The sequence below is a fragment of the Curtobacterium oceanosedimentum genome, assembly GCF_040545555.1.
Lineage (GTDB): Bacteria > Actinomycetota > Actinomycetes > Actinomycetales > Microbacteriaceae > Curtobacterium.
In genome coordinates this window covers 192,968-211,113 of the sequence record NZ_JBEPMD010000003.1, presented here as the reverse complement: position 1 = coordinate 211,113, position 18,146 = coordinate 192,968, and the positions used below count along the sequence as shown (strand labels likewise).

Annotated in this window: 16 protein-coding genes and 1 tRNA gene; 1 reads left to right on the top strand and 16 read right to left on the bottom strand. The window is 73.7% G+C overall.

Going from position 1 to position 18,146, the window contains the following annotated elements; genetic code table 11:
- Positions 1 to 2 precede the first annotated feature (2 nt).
- The 15 genes from ABIC52_RS04735 to rplU form a co-directional block, all read right to left on the bottom strand.
- Positions 3 to 3,416, bottom strand: coding sequence for an error-prone DNA polymerase (locus ABIC52_RS04735; protein WP_354026743.1), 3,414 nt, complete (start codon positions 3,414 to 3,416; stop codon positions 3 to 5).
- Positions 3,417 to 3,426: 10 nt separating this feature from the next.
- Positions 3,427 to 5,037, bottom strand: coding sequence for a DNA polymerase Y family protein (locus tag ABIC52_RS04730; RefSeq protein WP_354026742.1), 1,611 nt, complete (start codon positions 5,035 to 5,037; stop codon positions 3,427 to 3,429).
- A gap of 83 nt (positions 5,038 to 5,120) precedes the next feature.
- Entirely contained in the window at positions 5,121 to 6,035 is a 915-nt protein-coding gene (imuA', locus tag ABIC52_RS04725) for a DnaE2-dependent mutagenesis accessory factor ImuA' (RefSeq protein ID WP_354026741.1), read from the bottom strand.
- Between the two features lie 73 nt (positions 6,036 to 6,108).
- The gene (locus tag ABIC52_RS04720) at positions 6,109 to 7,611 is read right to left on the bottom strand and encodes an anthranilate synthase component I family protein (protein ID WP_354026740.1); all 1,503 of its coding nucleotides are present in this window, start codon (positions 7,609 to 7,611) and stop codon (positions 6,109 to 6,111) included.
- Positions 7,590 to 8,528: an aldose 1-epimerase family protein gene (locus ABIC52_RS04715; RefSeq protein WP_126892627.1), complete on the bottom strand. Its 939-nt coding sequence runs from the start codon at positions 8,526 to 8,528 to the stop codon at positions 7,590 to 7,592. The genes ABIC52_RS04720 and ABIC52_RS04715 overlap by 22 nt, the downstream gene beginning before the upstream one ends.
- A gap of 148 nt (positions 8,529 to 8,676) precedes the next feature.
- Positions 8,677 to 8,749, bottom strand: a tRNA-Ala gene (locus tag ABIC52_RS04710).
- A 106-nt stretch (positions 8,750 to 8,855) separates the two neighbouring features.
- Positions 8,856 to 9,230 carry a ribosome silencing factor gene (gene rsfS, locus ABIC52_RS04705; RefSeq protein WP_066653181.1) on the bottom strand — a complete coding sequence of 125 codons (375 nt, stop codon included), beginning with the start codon at positions 9,228 to 9,230 and terminating at the stop codon, positions 8,856 to 8,858.
- Between the two features lie 140 nt (positions 9,231 to 9,370).
- A complete protein-coding gene (locus ABIC52_RS04700) occupies positions 9,371 to 10,924 on the bottom strand; it encodes a hypothetical protein (RefSeq protein WP_354026739.1) in 1,554 nt (517 codons plus the stop codon).
- Positions 10,921 to 11,520: a nicotinate-nucleotide adenylyltransferase gene (nadD, locus tag ABIC52_RS04695; protein ID WP_126892576.1), complete on the bottom strand. Its 600-nt coding sequence runs from the start codon at positions 11,518 to 11,520 to the stop codon at positions 10,921 to 10,923. The genes ABIC52_RS04700 and nadD overlap by 4 nt, the downstream gene beginning before the upstream one ends.
- Positions 11,521 to 11,531: 11 nt before the next feature.
- A complete protein-coding gene (locus tag ABIC52_RS04690; protein WP_058728434.1) occupies positions 11,532 to 11,732 on the bottom strand; it encodes a hypothetical protein in 201 nt (66 codons plus the stop codon).
- 44 nt (positions 11,733 to 11,776) lie between these two features.
- On the bottom strand, positions 11,777 to 13,042 hold the full coding sequence (locus tag ABIC52_RS04685) for a glutamate-5-semialdehyde dehydrogenase (protein ID WP_354026738.1): 1,266 nt from the start codon (positions 13,040 to 13,042) through the stop codon (positions 11,777 to 11,779).
- Between the two features lie 117 nt (positions 13,043 to 13,159).
- Entirely contained in the window at positions 13,160 to 13,978 is an 819-nt protein-coding gene (gene proB / locus ABIC52_RS04680) for a glutamate 5-kinase (RefSeq protein ID WP_354026737.1), read from the bottom strand.
- A gap of 7 nt (positions 13,979 to 13,985) precedes the next feature.
- Positions 13,986 to 15,503 carry a GTPase ObgE gene (obgE, locus tag ABIC52_RS04675; RefSeq protein WP_209677932.1) on the bottom strand — a complete coding sequence of 506 codons (1,518 nt, stop codon included), beginning with the start codon at positions 15,501 to 15,503 and terminating at the stop codon, positions 13,986 to 13,988.
- A gap of 126 nt (positions 15,504 to 15,629) precedes the next feature.
- Complete coding sequence (rpmA, locus tag ABIC52_RS04670; RefSeq protein ID WP_022905368.1) at positions 15,630 to 15,881, bottom strand: 50S ribosomal protein L27; 252 nt, start codon at positions 15,879 to 15,881, stop codon at positions 15,630 to 15,632.
- 14 nt (positions 15,882 to 15,895) lie between these two features.
- Complete coding sequence (gene rplU, locus ABIC52_RS04665; RefSeq protein ID WP_066653169.1) at positions 15,896 to 16,204, bottom strand: 50S ribosomal protein L21; 309 nt, start codon at positions 16,202 to 16,204, stop codon at positions 15,896 to 15,898.
- Between the two features lie 178 nt (positions 16,205 to 16,382).
- Between rplU and ABIC52_RS04660 the strand changes: the two genes are divergently transcribed.
- Entirely contained in the window at positions 16,383 to 16,670 is a 288-nt protein-coding gene (locus ABIC52_RS04660) for a DUF4031 domain-containing protein (protein WP_126892572.1), read from the top strand.
- A gap of 510 nt (positions 16,671 to 17,180) precedes the next feature.
- Here ABIC52_RS04660 and ABIC52_RS04655 read toward each other — a convergent pair.
- Positions 17,181 to 18,146 carry a hypothetical protein gene (locus ABIC52_RS04655; protein WP_354026736.1) on the bottom strand — a complete coding sequence of 322 codons (966 nt, stop codon included), beginning with the start codon at positions 18,144 to 18,146 and terminating at the stop codon, positions 17,181 to 17,183.

The following is an 18,146-nucleotide window of genomic DNA, read 5'->3' as shown; positions in this document are numbered from 1 at the left end:
GGTCACTGGAAGTCCCGCGACCGGGTCCGCACCGCCAGCGGCAGGTGCTCGATCCGGTCCGCCACCAGGTTCACCACGCCGTCCGGCGACCGCTCCAGGATCCCCCGCACCACCACGGCCGGCGACTCCCGTGCCACCCGGCGGTACCGTCCCCACACGCCGACGCTGCAGATGACGTTCACCAGCCCGGTCTCGTCCTCGACGTTCAGGAACGTGATGCCCGACGCCGTCGCCGGACGCTGCCGGTGCGTCACGATGCCGCCCACCTCGACCCGCCGTCCGGTCTCCGCCGTCGCGGTGTCCTGCACGCTGAGCACCCCGCGGGCACGCAGTCGTGGTCGGACGTGGTGCACGGGGTGGTCGTCGGTCGACATGCCCGTCGACCACATGTCCGCGATCAGGACGTCCCCGCTCGTCATCTGCCCGAACAGCGGCGGCTGCACGGTGACCTGCGTGTCGGGCAGCTGGTCGGGGCGCTCCGCAGCCGCCTGCGCCGCCGACCACATGCCGCTGCGTCGGTCGATGCCGAGCCCGGCGAAGGCGTCCGCCGCGGCCAGCGCCTCGAGCTGCGCCGTCGTCAGCCGGACCCGGCGGGCGAGGTCGGACATGTCGGTGAAGGGTCCGTGCGCCTCGCGCTCCGTGACGATCGCCTCGGCGCTCCGCCGACCGAGCGAGGCGACCTCGACGAGTCCCAGGCGGACGGCGAAGGCGCCGTCGCGACGGTGCTCCGCGGTGTCGTCGGGCAGCGAGCCGTCGAACGGCAGCACGGGTGGCTGTTCCTCGGCCAGGCACGCGTCGGCCCCCGAGGGACCGCCCTCGCCGTCGGGCAGGGGCTCCAGCGACGCGTCGACCGCCGAGCACAGGACGTCCGGTCGCAGCACCCGCACCCCGTGCCGCCGGGCGTCGGCGACGAGGGTCTGCGGCGAGTAGAACCCCATCGGCTGCGCCCGGAGCAGCGCCGCCAGGAACGCTCCCGGGTAGTGCAGCCGCATCCAGGCGCTCGCGTAGACGATGAGCGCGAAGCTGATCGAGTGGCTCTCCGCGAACCCGAAGTTCGCGAACGCCTGGATCTTGGCGTAGATCGCGTCGGCGTCCGCACCGTGGATGTCGTTCGCCGCCATCCCCGCGTAGAGCTTCTCGCGCAACCGCTCGATCTTCTCGAGGCCGCGCTTCGACCCCATCGCCCGCCGGAGCAGGTCCGCGTCGTCCCCCGAGCAGCCGCCGACCGCGATGGCCATCTGCATCAGCTGTTCCTGGAACAGCGGCACCCCGAGCGTCCGCTCGAGCACCGGCTCGAGCGACGGGTGGATGTACGTGATCGGCTCCTCGCCCGTCCGGCGCCGGATGTACGGGTGCACGGCGCCGCCCTGGATCGGCCCCGGGCGAACCAGCGCGACCTCGATCACCAGGTCGTAGAACCGTCGGGGCAGCAGCCGCGGGAGGGTGCCCATCTGCGCGCGGGACTCCACCTGGAACACCCCGATCGTGTCCGCCCGGCAGAGCTGGTCGTAGACGCCCTGTTCCTCCTTCGGGATCGAGTGCATGTCCCAGCGCTCCCCGCAGTGCTCGTCGGCCAGGTCGAACGAGTACTGCAGCGCCGCGAGCATCCCGAGCCCGAGCATGTCGAACTTCACGAGCCCCATGTAGGCGCAGTCGTCCTTGTCCCACTGCAGTACGGTGCGGCCGTCCATCCGGGCGTGCTCGATCGGCACGACCTCGCCCACGGGCCGGTCGGTGAGCACCATGCCCCCGGAGTGGATGCCGAGGTGCCGCGGGAAGCCGAGCACCTGCTGGGCCATGTCGACCACGGTGTCCGGGATGTCGTGGTCCTGGCTCTCGGTGACCGACCCCCACCGCTCGACCTGCTTCGACCAGGCGTCCTGCTGCCCGGGGCTGTGCCCGAGCGCCTTCGCCATGTCCCGCACGGCGCCCTTCGGCCGGTAGGTGATGACGTTCGCGACCTGTGCCGCGTTGAACCGACCGTACTTCTCGTAGACGTACTGGATCACCTCTTCGCGACGGTCCGAGTCGAAGTCGACGTCGATGTCGGGCTCCTCGTCGCGCATCGCCGACAGGAACCGCTCGAACGGCAGCCCGTACCGGATCGAGTCGACCGCGGTGATCTCGAGCAGGTAGCAGACGGCCGAGTTCGCTGCCGAGCCACGTCCCTGGCACAAGATGCCGCGCTGTCGGGCGTACTGCACCATGTCCCGCACGATCAGGAAGTACCCCGGGAAGTCCTTGTCCGCGATGACGGACAGCTCCCGCTCGATGCGTTCGCGCTTCTCCGGGTCGACACCGTCGGCGCTGCCCGGGTAGAACCGTCGGGCGCCCTGCCAGGTGAGCTCGCGCAGCCACGACATCGTGGTGTGCCCCTCGGGGACCTCGACGTCCGGCAGCCCGGGCTTGGCGGTCCGCAGGCGGAAGCCGAGCTCGTCGGCCAGGTCGACGCTCGTCTCGACCGCCCCGGGCCAGCGGGCGAAGCGCCTGGCCATCTCGGCGCCGGACCGCAGGTGGGCGGTCGGGGCTGCCGGGAGCCAGCCGTCGATCTCGTCGAGGCTGCGCCGAGCCCGCACGGCCGCCAGCGCGGTCGCCACCGGGAAGCGGTCCGGGGTCGCGTAGTGCACGTTCCCGGTCGCCACGACGGGCAGTCCGTGCCGTGCCGCGAGCGTCGCGAGGACGTCGTTCCTGGCGGTGTCGAGCGGTTCGCCGTGGTCGGTCAGCTCGACGACCACCCCGGCCGTGCCGAACCGGTCGAGCAGTGCCCGCAGGGCTTCGTCCGCCGCCGACTCGCCCCCGCGCTCGAGGGCCTGGCGGACGGTGCCCTTCCGACACCCCGTGAGGACCCGCCAGTGCCCGTCGGCCTGCGCCGCGAGCTCGTCGAGGTCGTACTGCGGCCGCCCCTTCTCGGCGCCGGCGGCCAGGTTCGCCCGCGTGACGGCCGCCGCGAGCCGGTGGTAGCCGTCCTGCCCGTCGGCGAGGAGCAGCAGGTGCGTGCCCTCCGGGTCGGGGACGCCGTTCTGCGGTTCGGTCAGGCCGAGGGACAGCTCGGTGCCGTACACGGTCGTCACGGTCGGGTACGCCTCGGCCACCTCGGCCATCCGGGCAGCACCGTAGAACCCGTCGTGGTCGGTCAGCGCCAGGCCGTGCAGGTGCAGCCGCGCAGCTTCCTCGACCAGGTGCTCCGGACCGCTGGCACCGTCGAGGAAGCTGAAGGTCGAGTGCGCGTGCAGCTCGGCGTACGGCACGACCGGGGCGTCGTCGTCGGCCGTGGGTGTCGGCGGGACGTACCGGGACCGCTTGCGCGACCACGCCGGGCTGTCCCCGCCGTCGCCGGCGTGCGCGCTGTCCGGTCGCCCGTCCGACAGGGCGCGCTCGAACTGCGACCACGGGATCGGTGGGTTGCTGTAGCCCATCAGGTCTCCTTCACGTCGCGACCGCCTCGGCCCACCACCGGTGGTCGGCGAGCACCAGGTACCAGGCCCGACCGTCGTCGTCGACGAGCTGCAGCCGGTGCAGTCGCCGCCCGCCGGCCTCCCACCAGCGCACCACGAGCGGCCACGGCCCCGCCCACGCGGTCACGGACGCGAACCGGCCGCCGCGCTCGCCCTCGGCCCGGAACCGTTCCGGCACCCCGGTCAGCGCGCCACGGTCGTCGACGTCGACGGTGTCGCCGCCCGCCGCCACGACGTCCACCGGACGAGGTCGCTCGAGCACGGTCGCGGGCGGCGGGCCCGGGAGCCTGCCCGGCCACGGTCGGTCGCGGACGGTCGCCAGCGCCCGCTCGCCACCCACCGGGGCGTCACCCCAGGGCACGAGCACGACCCGCTCGGCCAGCGTGCGGCCCCCGCCGACCCGCGGGGTGACCACGCCCTCGTGCCCCACGAGCCCCTGCACCCGGGCGAGGGCGTGGTGCACCCGCTCGTCGGGCCCGGTCCCCCAGAGCCCGCGCTCGTGGTTCGACGCGTCGTCGACCGCGACCGGCTCGAGCACCACCTGGACCACGGGCGCCTCGAGCCCGGAGGGGTCCACGCCGCCGGCGAGCTGCCAGCGCACGCGGTCGACCACGTCGGCGGCGTCGAACCAGCGCGGGTGCACCCAGGTCCGTTCGAGCAGCAGGTCGCGTTCGTCGACGATGCCCACCCGGATCGTGGTCGCGACGAGTCCCGCCGCGCGCAGCCGTGCGGCGAAGTCGTCGGCCGATCGACGGAAGGCGAACGCCACCTGGTCGGCGCGGTCGAGCGGTGGTTCGAAGGACGCCTCGACCCGGAGCTCCGGCGGGACCGTCCGCGCGGCGACCTCGCGCGGGTCGCGGCCGCCCGCCAGCCGGTGCAGGAAGGCCCCGGCGACACCGAACCGGTCGCGGACCTGCTCGTCGCCGAGCGCGGCGAAGTCGCCGAGCGTGGCGATGCCGAGCCGCCCGAGCACCATCGCCAGGTCGGGGTCGCCGAGCACCCCGAGCGGCAGGTCCGCCAGGAACGCGGCCGAACCGCCCACCGGCACGATGCGCACCCGCTCCCCCGGACGCACCGGACGCGCCCGCGCCGCCTGCTCCGCCGCGAACGGGGTGTCCGCCACCCCGGCGCGCACACCCGGGGCACCGTGGTCGGCGGCGATGCCGGCCAGCGTCGCCGCAGCCGCCCGCTCGCCGCCGTAGTAGCGCGCCGGCCCCCGGGAGCGCAGGGCGATCGTGCCGGGACGCAGGACCTCGACCCCGGGGACCGCCGCCTCGATCGCACGGATGACGGGTTCGAACGCACGGTGGTCAAGCGCGTCGTCGTACGGCTCGACCACGAGTTCCGGGCAGCGGGCCTGGGCCTCGCGCACGCGGAGGCCACGGACCACCCCCTGCTGCCGTGCACTGGCCGAGCTGGCGAACACCAGCCCCTTGGCCACCAGCGCGAAGGGGTGCTCGGGCGGTGACCCCGCAGCCCGGGCGGCCGCGATCACCGGCCAGTCCGGGCACCAGAGCACGATGGTGCGCGCGGGCGGCGGTTCCGGCAGGGCCCCGCCACGCGCCAGGGCGTCGGCACGCACGGCTCCCCGCCCCGGCACCCCGGCGCCGGCGGTCCCCCGGGTCGTGCCGCGCGGCGAGGCGGCACGGGCCCGTCCCCGCGGGCTCACGAGGCCACCGCGACCGGGCGGAGCACCCGCGACACCCCTGCGCCGTCGGCGACTGCGCTGCCGACGCTGCCCGGAGCGCCCGTGTCCGTCCCACCGGCCCGGGCGACGAGGGGTGCGGCGGGTCGCACCGCACCGTCCGCCGCCGGCAGCAGCAGGTCGGCGCTGACGGGACGCCCGGCCCCCGCGCGACCGGACGCCGTCACCGTGGCCCGTCGCTCCGCCAGGTACCCGTGGCCGTCGCCGATGCCGGTCCACACCGAGCCGCTCACCCGCAGCGTGACGTCGGCACCGGGCCAGGCCCCGAGGGCGACGAGCGCTCCGCCGCGCTGTCGCAACCGCGCGGACAGCCGGGAGACGTCGCCGGGCACGACCCGGCCGAGCGGTCGGGTCAGGACGATCTGCGCCACGTCGGCGAGCGCAGCGGTCACCGTGAGCCACTGGTCGCCCGGGTCGGGCACGAGCACGAGCCGCTCGAGGTCGATGCCCATCGCCGCCGCTGCCTCGACCCCGAAGGACGGCACCCCGACCACGGCGCACCAGGCCCCCTCGGACGAGGCCGCCTGCAGCATGGTCATGGCGAGCAGCACGGACTCCTGCACGGCGTAGGAGCCCCCGACCCGGATCGCACCGCCGGGCAGCAGCGACTGCAGGGCGTCGGCGGTGGGGAGCCCCTGGACGTCGACGCGGGGCGCTTCCATCTCGGACACCCGGGAGCGCAGCGCCGTGATGCGTTCGAGCGCAGCACGGGCGTCCCCCAGGTGGTCGACGCGCCGGGTCGGGCGGGCCGCCCCCGACCGGCCGCCGGGGCGAGCAGGGGCATCCGGGCGAGCAGGGGCATCCGGCCCGGTCGCCCCCACGGGCCCGGGCGACAGGAGTGCGGCCGCCGTCTGCATGCCCTCATATTCGAACATGTGTTCGATGATGTCAACCGGGTCCGACATCCGGTGGACACCCTGGTCGAACACCCGTTCGACACGCCCGGCGTCACCAGGTGGCGGTGACCCCCAGTGCCCCGAACACCGACCGCGTCTTCGTCTCGACCTCGTCCGCCTCGTCCGATGCGACCGAGGACCACGTCACCGCACCGCCGGCCCCGAACGTCCGCGACCGTTCCGCACCTCGGTCGTCCAGCACCGTCACCAGTGTGCGGATGGCCACCGACAGGTCGATCGAGCCGTCCGCCGAGAAGTACCCGACGACCCCCGAGTACACGCCCCTGGGCGCCCCCTCGAGCCGGTCGGCGATCGCCATCGCGCTGATCTTCGGCGCCCCCGTCATCGATCCGGGCGGGAACGCAGCGCGCACGAGGGCCGCACGGGACGCCCCTGCCGGCAGCGCGGCCGAGACCGTCGACACGAGCTGGTGCACGGTCGCGTAGGTCTCGACGTCGCAGAGCCGCTCCACGTGCACCGACCCGGGCACCGCCGTGCGGAGCAGGTCGTTCCGCAGCAGGTCGACGATCATCACGTTCTCGGCGCGGTCCTTCGCGCTCGCCGCGAGCGCCGCGCGCGCCGCGGCGTCGCGTCCCGGGTCCGTGTCGCGGGGCCGCGTGCCCTTGATCGGCTCCGCGACCACCGTTCCGTCGGCGTCCACCTGCAGGAACCGCTCCGGGGACCGGCTGGCGACCCGCAGCGGGCCGAGTCGCAGCCAGGCGCCGAACGGGACGGGGTCCGCACGGCGCAGTCGCAGGTACTCGACCAGGTGCGGGTCGGTGGCGGGCGGGAGCGGGGCCTCCCGTCCGGACGCGCCGACCGCGAAGGCGGTCGTGAGGCACACCTGGAACGCGTTCCCCTCGCGGATCTCGGCGCGGCACGCCTCGACCGCGGCCTCGTACGCGTCGCGGGACACGCGTCCGTCGGCGACGGTCTGGAGGCCCGGAGCACCGTCCGGCACGTCGGCCGGCGGCCGTCCCGTGTGCGGCCCCGCCAGCCACGCACGGTTCGCCGCACTGGCCGTCGGTTCGTCGTCGGCCACCAGGGCGAGCGCCCAGGCGCGACCGTCGGCGTGCACGACGAGCGCCCGGTCCGCGAAGCGCAGGTCGGCGTCCGCGTGCGCCGCGGTGCGGTCGGGCCCACCGGACTCCCGGCCGAGCTCGTACCCGAGGAACCCGACCCAACCGAGCGCGAAGCCGCAGCCGGGCACCGGCGCGTCGAGCAGCGGTGTCCGCGTCAGCAGGTCGTCGAGCACGGCGAACGCCGGACGGTCCTCGGACCGGGACGTCCCGAACCACCGCCGTGCCGCGGGCGGGACGTCGAGCACCGCGCGTCGGTCCTCGTGCCGGAACCGCGTCGCGAACGGCCCGTCCGTGTGGGCGAGGAGCGACCACCGGGCGCGTCCGCGAGCGGCCTCCGGAGCACCCTCCGGCAGCCCGGAGTCGAGCCAGACGACGTCGGACGTGGTGGCGGCCGCCAGCGCACCGAGGTCCGGCGCGACGTCGAGCCGACGCGCGAGGACCCGCGCTCGGGTCAGACCGCGGCGATCGTCCACGAGGCGGCGTGCGCGGCGCCGGGAGCCAGCACGACGAGCCCGGCCTCCTCGCCCGCGTTGAAGGCGTCCGGTGCGCACGTCATCGGCTCGACCGCGAGGCCGACGCGGTGGTACTCCGGCACGACGTGGTCGGCGGTGTGCACCTGCGCCCAGCCGCACTCCGGCCCGAAGGACACCCGGACGCCGTGGCCGTCCGCCGCGGTGAGCGCGATCGTCGCCAGTCCCTCGGCGTCGCGGTCGAAGCCGGTGAACGCGTGGTCGATGAACCGCTCGCCGATCGGGGTCGCCGTCCGCAGGTCGAACTCGTCGTGCACGGGGGCCAGACCGGTCGGCACGAGACGGTCCTCGGTGACCTCGAGCACCTCGGCGGCGGGCAGGGTCAGGGTCCAGTCGTCGACACGGCCCTCGCCGGCGACGAGGTACGGGTGCGGGCCGGTCCCCCACGGAGCCGCGTCCCCACCGGTGTTGGTGCCGGTGACGGTCGTGTGCAGGCCGTCGGCATCGACGCGGTACTCGACGAGCACCTCGACACGGTACGGGTACCCCTCCTGCGCCGGGACCGTCGTGGCGAGCACGGCACGGTCGGGCTCGTGGGCCACGGTGCGGAAGTCGGTCCACGCGACGAGCCCGTGCAGCGCGTGGTGCCGCTTCGGCTCGGTCAGCGCGAGCTCGTGGTCCTGCCCGCCGAACGAGTAGCGGCCGTCGACGACCCGGTTCGGCCACGGCGCGAGGACGGCGCCGCGGAAGGCCGGACGGACCTCGTCGGCGGAGAACGGCACGACCAGGTCGCGTCCGTCGGCCCGGAGGGTCCGGAGTGACGCACCGACCGAGGCGATCTCGGCGGTGTACCCGCCGGCGGTGATCGTCAGGGCGGATCCGGACAGCGGGGCTCCGGCCAGGGGCGCGTCGTTGCTCATGCGCAACAGCGTAGTGGGACCGGGAGGCCCGGACGGACGCCGGCGGGCCGGCTGCTGACTGCCAGCTCGCAGCTGGCAGCTGCCGACTGCCAGCCCCTCGGAACGACGAAACCCCCGCCGGATGTCCGGCGGGGGCTTCGTGTCTGGGTGGATCTGAGGGGACTCGAACCCCTGACCCCCTGCATGCCATGCAGGTGCGCTACCAGCTGCGCCACAGACCCATGCTCACTTCTTCGCTGTGCTCACCGTTCCCGGCGGCACCATGGAAGCGTACACCACGCGAACGCCGGGTGACGAAATCGACTCCGTCACCCGGGCGCGTCGCGCCTACGCGGTGTGGTCGACGGGCAGCTCGAGCGGGATCGTCGGGCAGTCCGACCAGAGGCGCTCGAGCGAGTAGTACTGGCGGTCTTCCTCGTGGAAGACGTGCACCACGATGTCGCCGAAGTCGATGAGGACCCAGCGGCCCTCGGTCCGGCCCTCGCGCCGGAGCGGCTTGGCGCCGGCGGCGATCAGGCGGTCCTCGACCTCGTCCGCGATGGCGAGCACGTTGCGCTCGTTCCGGCCGGTCGCGAGCAGGAACACGTCGGTGAGCTGTAACGGCCCGGTCACGTCGAGGGCGACGAGGTCTTCGGCCTGCTTCGCGTCGGCCGCCTGGGCGGCGATCTGCACGAGTTCCAGTGCGCGTGAGGAGGCGGTCACGGAGTCCTTCCGGTCGTCGGCACCGCGCTCTGCGGGTCCGTGTGGTGGGTCCTGATCATAGGCCACCCCGCCGACAGCGACCAGGCCGGTGGGCCGGGTCGGGCGACGGGGTGACGTTCGACGAGGGGTCCGGCGGGCGGTCAGCCGCCGAAGTGGGTGGTGAGCAGGGCGACGATGATGACGCCCGCCGCAGCGAGGCCGACGGCCCCGACGGTGACACCGAGGATGACCGGCGTCCGGGACTCCTTCGGCTTCGCGGCGGCGAGCACGACCTGCCGGGTCGACGTGTGGCTCGAGATCGCGCGGCTCGCTCGGACGGGGCTCGCGTCGGTCTCCGGCTGCTCGTCGTGCTGCTCGAGCAGACGGTCGACCTCGGCCCCGTCGATGGGACGGTGCGAACCGGTGGACGACAGCGAGGCCGGCAGGTCGATCGACCCGGTCAGGATGACCTCACCGGTGGCGTTCAACGCACCGGTGGGGTCCGCCAGCGCGGAGTTCGGCAGCACGATCGAGTTGGTGTCCTGGACGGCGACGCGGCGGGTGCCCGTCACGTCGTGCACCTCGGCGTCGTCGGTGTCCCTGGCCTGCTGGGTCCAGTGGCCGGCCGGCGGCTCGAAGGCCGTGGTCACCGGCTTCGGCTCGGGGCTCCGCCGGAACGCCGCGGGGACGCGCGGCGCATCGGTGTCCGACTCGCCTCCGATGCTCGCACCGTCACCCCGGCTGCTGGTGCCGTCGTCGGACCGTCGGGCGGTCGCGGGCGTCGGACGCTGGACCGGGACCTCGTTCGTGTCGTCGTCGAGCGACAGCGGGAACACGACCGGCGTCGACGCCGTCGGCGCCGGTGCCGGCTCCTGGGCAGCGTCGGCGTCCGCATCGGGGCCCTCGGCGTCGTCGGCACCCGTGTCGTCGGCACCCGTGTCGTCGTTCTCCGGCGGGGCCCAGGTCGTCCGGTGACGTCGGGGCTCCTCGGCGTGCGCAGCGGCCTCGCTCAGCGGTTCGATCGCGTCCGGGGACCCGTCGGCCTCGGTCGCCTGGGCCATGGCCGCGGGGTCGAGCACGTCGGCCTCGGCCGGTTCCTGCTCGGGGGCGTCGTCGGCGGCGGTGTCGTCGGCGGACGCGTCACGGGCGGCGGGGGCAGCGTCACCGGGGGCACCGGCGGCAGCGGACGCCTCGATCACCGGCGTGGCGGCGAGCGGGACCTGAGCAGAACGCGCCGACGCCGCCGTGTCGACCGAGGCCGGACGCGGACGCTCGGTGTCGTGCTCGAGGTGGTCGACCGACCCGATGACGTCCTGCACGGTGCGGTCGGACGACTGCGGGGTCGGTGCCTGCAGCGGCACGGGCTGCACGGCCTGTCCCTCGGCCTCGCGCATCAGCCGGAGCTGACGGCGGGTGAGACCGCCGGTCCCCGGCACGATCTCGGTCGCCGAGGCCGGTGCCGGTGCGAGGGGGAAGACCGGGCCGTGCTGTGACGCCGGGTCGGAGCTCCCCGAGGTGGGACGGACGGCCGACCGCGCCGGGCCGCTCGGTGCGGGCGCGACGTGCGATCCCGGCCGCCGACGTGACTCGGGCTGGTCGGACGGTGCCGCGACGGTCGGTGGCGGGGTGACGGGCTGCCCGCCCGCTGCTGCGGCACGCTCCCGCTCGCGCGCCTCACGCCGCGAGAGAGGCGGCTGCGCGTCGGACGAACTCATGCAACGCTCCGATACAGGTGGTGCTTGGAGATGTACTGGACGACCCCGTCTGGGACCAAGTACCACACGGGGTGGCCGCGCCTGACCCGGTCGCGGCAATCTGTCGAGGATATCGCCAGTGCTGGGACTTCGAGCAAGCTCACGTCGCGTTCGGGCAGTCCGGTGATGCTCAGATCGTGGCCCGGACGGGTGACCGCGACGAAGTGCGCGAGGTCCCAGAGGCCATCATGATCCTTCCAGTCGAGGATCTGCTGGACGGCGTCCGCGCCCGAGATGAAGACGAGCTGCGCATCCGGTCGCTGGTCGTGGAGGTCGCGGAGCGTGTCGACCGTGTACGTCGGCCCCGGACGGTCGATGTCGACCCGGCTGACCGTGAACATCGGGTTCGACGCGGTCGCGATGACCGTCATCAGGTACCGGTGCTCAGCGTCGGTGACGTCCGACTTCATGTACGGCTGACCGGTCGGGACGAAGACGACCTCGTCCAGGTCGAACGCACGGGCGACCTCCGATGCCGCCACGAGGTGCCCGTGGTGGATCGGGTCGAACGTGCCGCCCATCACGCCGATGCGCGGGCGCCCCGTGCTCTCCAGCATCGAGCGGCGTGTCAGAGCTTGGTGTGACCGAACTCGTCGACACCCGTCTCGTGGTGGCGGGTGGCCTCGAACTTGTGCGAGTGACGGTACGCGACGTCGCGGAAGCTCCAGGTCACGAACCCGAGGAAGGTGAAGAACAGCGCGCCGCACATCGGGAAGACGAACGCGGGCACCCCGGAGGCGTGCTCAGCGGCTTCAGCGAGGAAGGTCATCGGTCCGGTGCTCCGTTCGATCGGGTGGGAAGTCGCCGCCCAGTCTAGCCGCGGATCTGTCCGTGCCCGCGCACGATCCACTTGGTACTGGTCAGTTCGGGGAGCCCCATCGGCCCACGGGCGTGCAGCTTCTGCGTCGAGATGCCGACCTCGGCCCCGAAGCCGAACTCGCCGCCGTCGGTGAACCGGGTCGAGGCGTTCGCCATGACGACCGCCGAGTCGACCTCGGCCAGGAAGCGCTCGGCGGTGTCGACGTCGTCCGTCACGATGGACTCGGTGTGGTGTGTCGACCACCGCGCGATGTGCGCCATCGCGGCATCGACGTCCGGCACCACGCGGATGGACAGGTCGAGGTCCATCGACTCCGTCGCCCAGTCCGCCTCGGTCGCGCGGAGCACGCCGGGGACGATCGTCCGGGTGGCGTCGTCACCGCGCAGGGTCACCCCGGCGGCACGGAGACGGTCCGCCAGCACCGGCAGCAGCCGCTCGGCCGCCCCTTCGTGCACGAGGAGCGTCTCGAGGGCGTTGCACACGCTCGGCCGCTGCACCTTGCTGTTCAGCACGATGTCGACCGCACGCTCGAGCGGCGCCGTCGCGTCGAGGTACACGTGCACCACTCCGGCGCCCGTCTCGATCACGGGCACCTGCGACTCGGTCACGACGGTCTGGATCAGCGAGGCGCTCCCCCGCGGCACCAGGACGTCGACGAGTCCGCGCGCGCGCATCACCTCGGTCGCACCCTGGCGACCGAACTCGTCGATGGTCTGCACGAGGTCCGCGGGCAGCCCCACCGAGGCCACCGCACCGCGGATGCGCTCGACGAGTTCGGCGTTCGTGCGCTGCGCCGCCGACCCGCCCCGGAGCACGACGGCGTTCCCGCTCTTCAGCGCGAGCGCGGCGATGTCGACGGTGACGTTCGGGCGTGCCTCGTAGATCGCACCGACGACCCCGAACGGCACGCGGACCTGGGTGAGCTGCAGCCCGTTCGGCAGGCGCGACCCCCGTACGAGGTCGCCGACCGGGTCCGGGAGTCCGACCACGTGCTCGACCGCCGCCGCGAGGGCGTCGATCCGCGCGGCGTCCAGTCGCAGGCGGTCGAGGAGCCCCGAGGACAGCCCGCCGTCCTCGCCCGCGACGAGGTCCCCGTGGTTCGCTGCGACGATCGCGTCCGTCCCGGCGCGCAGGGCGGCCGCGACGGCGCGCAGTGCCTGGTCCTTGACCGCCGTGGTGGCCGTGGCGAGCGCCGTCGAGGCAGCACGCGACGCGACCAGCTTGTCGGTGAGGGTGAGGGCGGTGGCGGTCGGCGACATGGTCCGATACTAGGTCGGCTGCCGGGCCCGTGACGCTGGCCGCGTCACACCGGTGGAGACGGCGGGGAGGCCGGACTGCCGGGCCGGCACCGTGCCTCCCGGCCGACGATCCCGCGATCAGCCGCGCGGCGCCGCCCGGAACCAGGTGCCCACGTGCTCCCCTGCCAGAGCCCGGTCCACGAGCGCGGTACCGGTGACGAGCACCGACGTCCCCGCCTCGGCCGCGAGCCGCGCAGCGGCGACCTTCGTCCCCGCGCCCCCGGTGCCGACGCCGGCCGAGCCGGCCGAACCGAAGGTGACACCGGCGAGCTCGTCGCCGAACGGGACCTCGTCGATGGGTTCGGCATCCGGGTGCTCCGGCGGCCGGGTGTAGAGCGACTCGACGTCGGACAGCAGCACGAGCGCGTCGGCGCCGAGGAGCCGCGCGACGAGCGCCGCGAGTCGGTCGTTGTCGCCGAACCGGATCTCGTGGGTGGCGACCGTGTCGTTCTCGTTGACGATGGGGAGCACCCGCAGCGCGAGCAACCGGTCGACCGCCCGCTGCGCGTTGACCCGGTGCGTCGGGTTCTGCATGTCGCCTGCGGTGAGCAGGACCTGCGCCGCGACGATGCCGTGGCGGTCGAGTTCCTTCTGGTACCGGAACATGAGCACGTTCTGCCCGGTCGCCGCAGCTGCCTGTTGGGTCGCCAGGTCGTCCGGACGTCCTTCGAGCCCGAGGAACGGGAAGCCCGTCGCGATGGCACCGGAGGACACGAGGACGACCTCGGTGCCCCGCGCGTGGGCCGCGGCCAGGGCGTCCACGAGCGCGGCGATCTGCCCGGTGTTGTCGCCGCTGACCGACGACGAACCGACCTTCACGACGAGCCGACGCGCACGCGGGACGTCCTGCCGCCGGCTGACGGGGCCGAGGTCGGTGCGCGCGCGCGTGTCGGCCATGCCTCGATCAGTCCTGCTCGTCGCTGTCGTCATCGGCCCACAGCCCGGACACGCGCTCCTGCTCGAGCTCGGCGCGCGCTGCGGCCTTGGCGTCCATGCGCTCGAAGTACTCCTCGCGGCGCTCGTTGCGCGTCGGGCGCGACGAGCCGCCGACGCGAGCATCGGTGCCGCGGGCGCTCGTGATGAGCTCGGCGGTCGAGGTCAGCGTGGGCTCCCAGTCGAAGACCATGCCGCCGTCGCCACCGATGACCACGGTGGACCCGGCGACCGCTCCGGCCTTGAACAGGCCGTCCTCCACGCCGAGCTTCGCGAGCCGGTCGGCCAGGTAGCCGATGGCCTCTTCGTTGGTGAAGTCGGTCTGCGTGACCCAGCGCTCCGGCTTGTCGCCTCGCACGCGGTAGAAGCGGTGCTCCTCGCCGCCCTCGGCGCGCACGGTGAAGGGCTTCTCGTTGACCGCCTTCGGACGGAGGACGATGCGCTCCTGCTCGGGGGCGGCGGGACGGGCGGCGCGGGCCTGTTCGACCACCTCGGCCAGGGCGAACGTCAGCTCGCGCAGGCCCTTGCGGGACGCGGTCGAGATCGGGAACACGCGGTAGCCGCGCTCCTCGAGCTCGGCGGTGACGAAGTCGGCGAGCTCGGCTGCCTCGGGCACGTCGACCTTGTTGAGCGCGACGAGCTGCGGACGCTCGAGCAGCGGGGTCTGCCCCTCCGGCACCGGGTAGCGCTCGAGCTCGCCCAGGATGACGTCGAGGTCGCTGATCGGGTCGCGGCCGGGGTCGAGCGTCGCGCAGTCGATGACGTGCAGGAGCGCCTCGCAGCGCTCGACGTGGCGGAGGAACTCGAGGCCGAGGCCCTTGCCCTCCGACGCGCCCTCGATCAGGCCCGGGACGTCGGCGACGGTGAAGCGGACCTCGCCCGACTCGACGACACCGAGGTTCGGCGTCAGGGTCGTGAACGGGTAGTCGGCGATCTTCGGCTTCGCTGCGGAGATCGCGGCGATCAGCGAGGACTTGCCGGCGCTCGGGAACCCGACCAGGGCGACGTCGGCGATCGTCTTCAGCTCGAGGCTGACGTCACCGGTCCACCCCGGGGTGCCGAGCAGCGCGAACCCGGGAGCCTTGCGCTTCGTGGTCGCGAGGGCCGCGTTGCCGAGACCGCCCTGACCACCGGGCGCCACGACGACACGCATGCCGGGCTCGGTCATGTCGGCCAGGACCTCTCCGTCCTCGTCGTGCACGACGGTGCCGATCGGCACGGGCAGCTCGAGTGTCTCGCCGCTCACACCGCTGCGCATGTCGCCCATGCCCGGCTGGCCGTTCTTCGACGAGCGGTGGGGCGACCGGTGGTAGCCGAGCAGGGTCGTCACCTGCGGGTCGGCGACGAGCACGATGTCGCCGCCGTCACCGCCGTTGCCGCCGTCGGGGCCGGCGAGGGGCTTGAACTTCTCACGGCGGACCGACACGCAGCCGTTGCCGCCGTTCCCCGCGGTGAGGTGCAGGGTCACGCGGTCGACGAAGGTCGCCATGGGTCCACTCCTAGGTGTTGCAGCAGGACCGCGACGTGTCGCAGCGGTGCCGGCTGGTCGTGCACGAAAGAACGGGAGGGGCGGGCACGTGGCCCGCCCCTCCCGCAGAGTCTGTCGTCGCTGGTGTTACGCGTTGACGATGTTGACGACCTTGCGGCCGCCCTTGGTGCCGAACTCGACCGAACCGGCCGAGAGGGCGAACAGCGTGTCGTCGCCACCACGGCCGACGTTGGCGCCCGGGTGGAAGTGGGTGCCACGCTGGCGGAGGATGATCTCGCCGGCGTTGACGACCTCGCCACCGAAGCGCTTCACGCCGAGGCGCTGTGCGTTCGAGTCACGACCGTTGCGAGTGGAGCTCGCACCCTTCTTGTGTGCCATCTTCTACTCCCGCCTTACGCGATCGAGGTGATCTTGACGCGGGTGAGCTCAGCGCGGAAGCCCTGGCGCTTCTTGTACCCGGTCTTGTTCTTGAACTTCTGGATGACGACCTTCGGGCCGCGGAGGTCCTCGAGCACCTGGGCGGTGACGGTCACGTTGGCGAGCTCGGAAGCCGCCGACGTGATCTTGTCACCGTCCACGAGGAGCACCGGGGCGAGGTCGATGTTGCCCTTGTCGTCGGCCTTGGCACGGTCGATCGTGAGGATCGTGCCGACCTCGACCTTCTCCTGACGGCCGCCGGCGCGCACTACTGCGTAAACCACGTGGAATTCCTTACGTACTCTGCTTGAGGGAAGTCTCGGGTGCCCACTTCTGCACGAGCGGCTCCCGGAGGCCGGGCCCGATCGGCGACGCAGGCAGAACGGCCCGCTGACACCAGGGATCGAGAATACTCGATCCCCCCGGGTCCGGTCAAACGGCGACACACGTACGATGACTCGCGTGACCGTGTTGATCGACCCGCCGACGTGGCCCGCCCACGACACCGTCTGGTCGCACCTCGTCAGTGATGCATCCTACGACGAGCTCCACGCCTTCGCCGAACGCGCCGGGATCCCCCGCCGCGCGTTCGACCACGACCACTACGACGTGCCGCGGTCGCGCTACGACGAACTCGTCGCTGCGGGTGCGACGGCGGTCACCGGGCGCGAGCTGGTGCTCCGGCTCATCGCGAGCGGCCTGCGCGTGCCGCAACGCGACAAGCGCGGGCACGACCGGCGCGCGCACTGACCGTGCGCGTGGAGCAGGGGCGCAGGGCTCGTGCCGACTGCACCGCGCCGGGCCGTTCCCCCGCGGGGCGACGAACGGGACCGACGACGGGGTGACGCCGGGCGCGTCGGCCGGGCGCGTCGGGCGGCGCGTCGGCCGGGCGCGTCGGCCGGGCGGCACGGTCTGCCTCCGCCACGCCTCGCGCGCCCGCCGTGTGGCTGACCGGTCCGGCGTGATCGGTCGGGAGGCACGGCCCAGCGCCGTCACACCCCGCACCACCGGCGTGTGGCCGGCCCTGCCAGCCGGGTCCGCAGGGCGCGCAGGGTCCGCAGGCCCCGATGGGCACGTAGCCCGGCGTCGTCCGCACGACCGCGAGCACGTCGCACCACGTCGAGTCGTGGCGCGGCGTGCTCCGGGTCGGTCTGCGGCGACTCGCGCCGCACGATCGCCGACCAGGGGTCAGCAGGAGCTGCGCCAGCGCACGCGCACGCGCCACAGCTGCGGCACCGCACCGCACGGGCCGCAGTCGCGTCAGCGCGTCGGCGGCGTCCAGCGGTCGTCAGGGCGCTGACCGTACGGCTGCTGCTGCTGCTGCTGCTGCTGCGCACCGTGAGGCTGCGGAGCGGGCTGCACGGTCGACGGGGGCACGGCGTCCGCAGGACGGACCGCCCCCAGACGGCCGCCGGCCGCCCCCTGCGCAGCACGCCCACCACGCGGACGCCCGAGCCAGAGCCATGCGACGGTCGACGTCGCGAGGAGCATGAGCGTGAACGGGATCCCGTTCTGCAGGGGCCCGGTGAGCACGTCGATCACGAGTCGCACCCCCGAACCGGTCCGGACCGCCGCGTAGGACCCCGTGAAGACCCCGACGAGCGCCAGGGCGACCGTCCCGGCGGCACCGGCGAGCACGGCACGGAGGAGCACCGTCGGCAGCGGGCTGCGCCGCGCGATCGGCGTGAGGAACGCCAGGGCCGTGAACGCTCCCGCGTAGAACGGGAAGGGCGAGGCGAACACGCCGGACACGAAGCTGCCGAGCAGGCTCGCACCCGTGCCGGAGGTCGAGAAGGGGTGCACCACGAGTGACGTGCCGAGCAGCCCGAAGACGCCGGAGACCACCTCGACGAGCACGATCGACACGACGGCGATGAGGGCACCGGTGGTGTTGGCGACCGACGCACCCGGCGCGAAGGCCCGACGCGGGTCGGACGTCCGCGACGCCCGTGCCCGACCCCGCTCCCCGTGGGGCTGCTGCTGGCCGTACTGCGGCTGCTGCCCGGGCCACGGCTGCCCGCCCGGCTGCCCGGGCCACGGCTGACCGGGTGCCTGCGCGCCCGGCTGCCCCGACCACGCCTGAGCACCCGGCTGACCGGGCGCTGGCTGGCCGGACCACGCCTGCCCACCGGACGGCCCGGCCGCGGGCGGTGCGGGCTGCGACCAGCCCGCACCGTAGTACCCGCGGTCCTGCTGCCGACCGTGCGGGTCCCCCGCGTCGGTCAC

Coding starts and splice junctions, on each gene's coding strand:
- obgE (WP_209677932.1), bottom strand. CDS start 15,503: ATGGCGACCTTCGTCGACCGCGTGACCCTGCACCTCACCGCGGGGAAC.
- ABIC52_RS04690 (WP_058728434.1), bottom strand. CDS start 11,732: ATGACCTTCCTCGCTGAAGCCGCTGAGCACGCCTCCGGGGTGCCCGCG.
- ABIC52_RS04715 (WP_126892627.1), bottom strand. CDS start 8,528: ATGAGCAACGACGCGCCCCTGGCCGGAGCCCCGCTGTCCGGATCCGCC.
- rpmA (WP_022905368.1), bottom strand. CDS start 15,881: ATGGCACACAAGAAGGGTGCGAGCTCCACTCGCAACGGTCGTGACTCG.
- imuA' (WP_354026741.1), bottom strand. CDS start 6,035: ATGTTCGAATATGAGGGCATGCAGACGGCGGCCGCACTCCTGTCGCCC.
- ABIC52_RS04685 (WP_354026738.1), bottom strand. CDS start 13,042: ATGTCGCCGACCGCCACCGCCCTCACCCTCACCGACAAGCTGGTCGCG.
- proB (WP_354026737.1), bottom strand. CDS start 13,978: ATGGCCGACACGCGCGCGCGCACCGACCTCGGCCCCGTCAGCCGGCGG.
- ABIC52_RS04700 (WP_354026739.1), bottom strand. CDS start 10,924: ATGAGTTCGTCCGACGCGCAGCCGCCTCTCTCGCGGCGTGAGGCGCGC.
- ABIC52_RS04735 (WP_354026743.1), bottom strand. CDS start 3,416: ATGGGCTACAGCAACCCACCGATCCCGTGGTCGCAGTTCGAGCGCGCC.
- nadD (WP_126892576.1), bottom strand. CDS start 11,520: ATGCTGGAGAGCACGGGGCGCCCGCGCATCGGCGTGATGGGCGGCACG.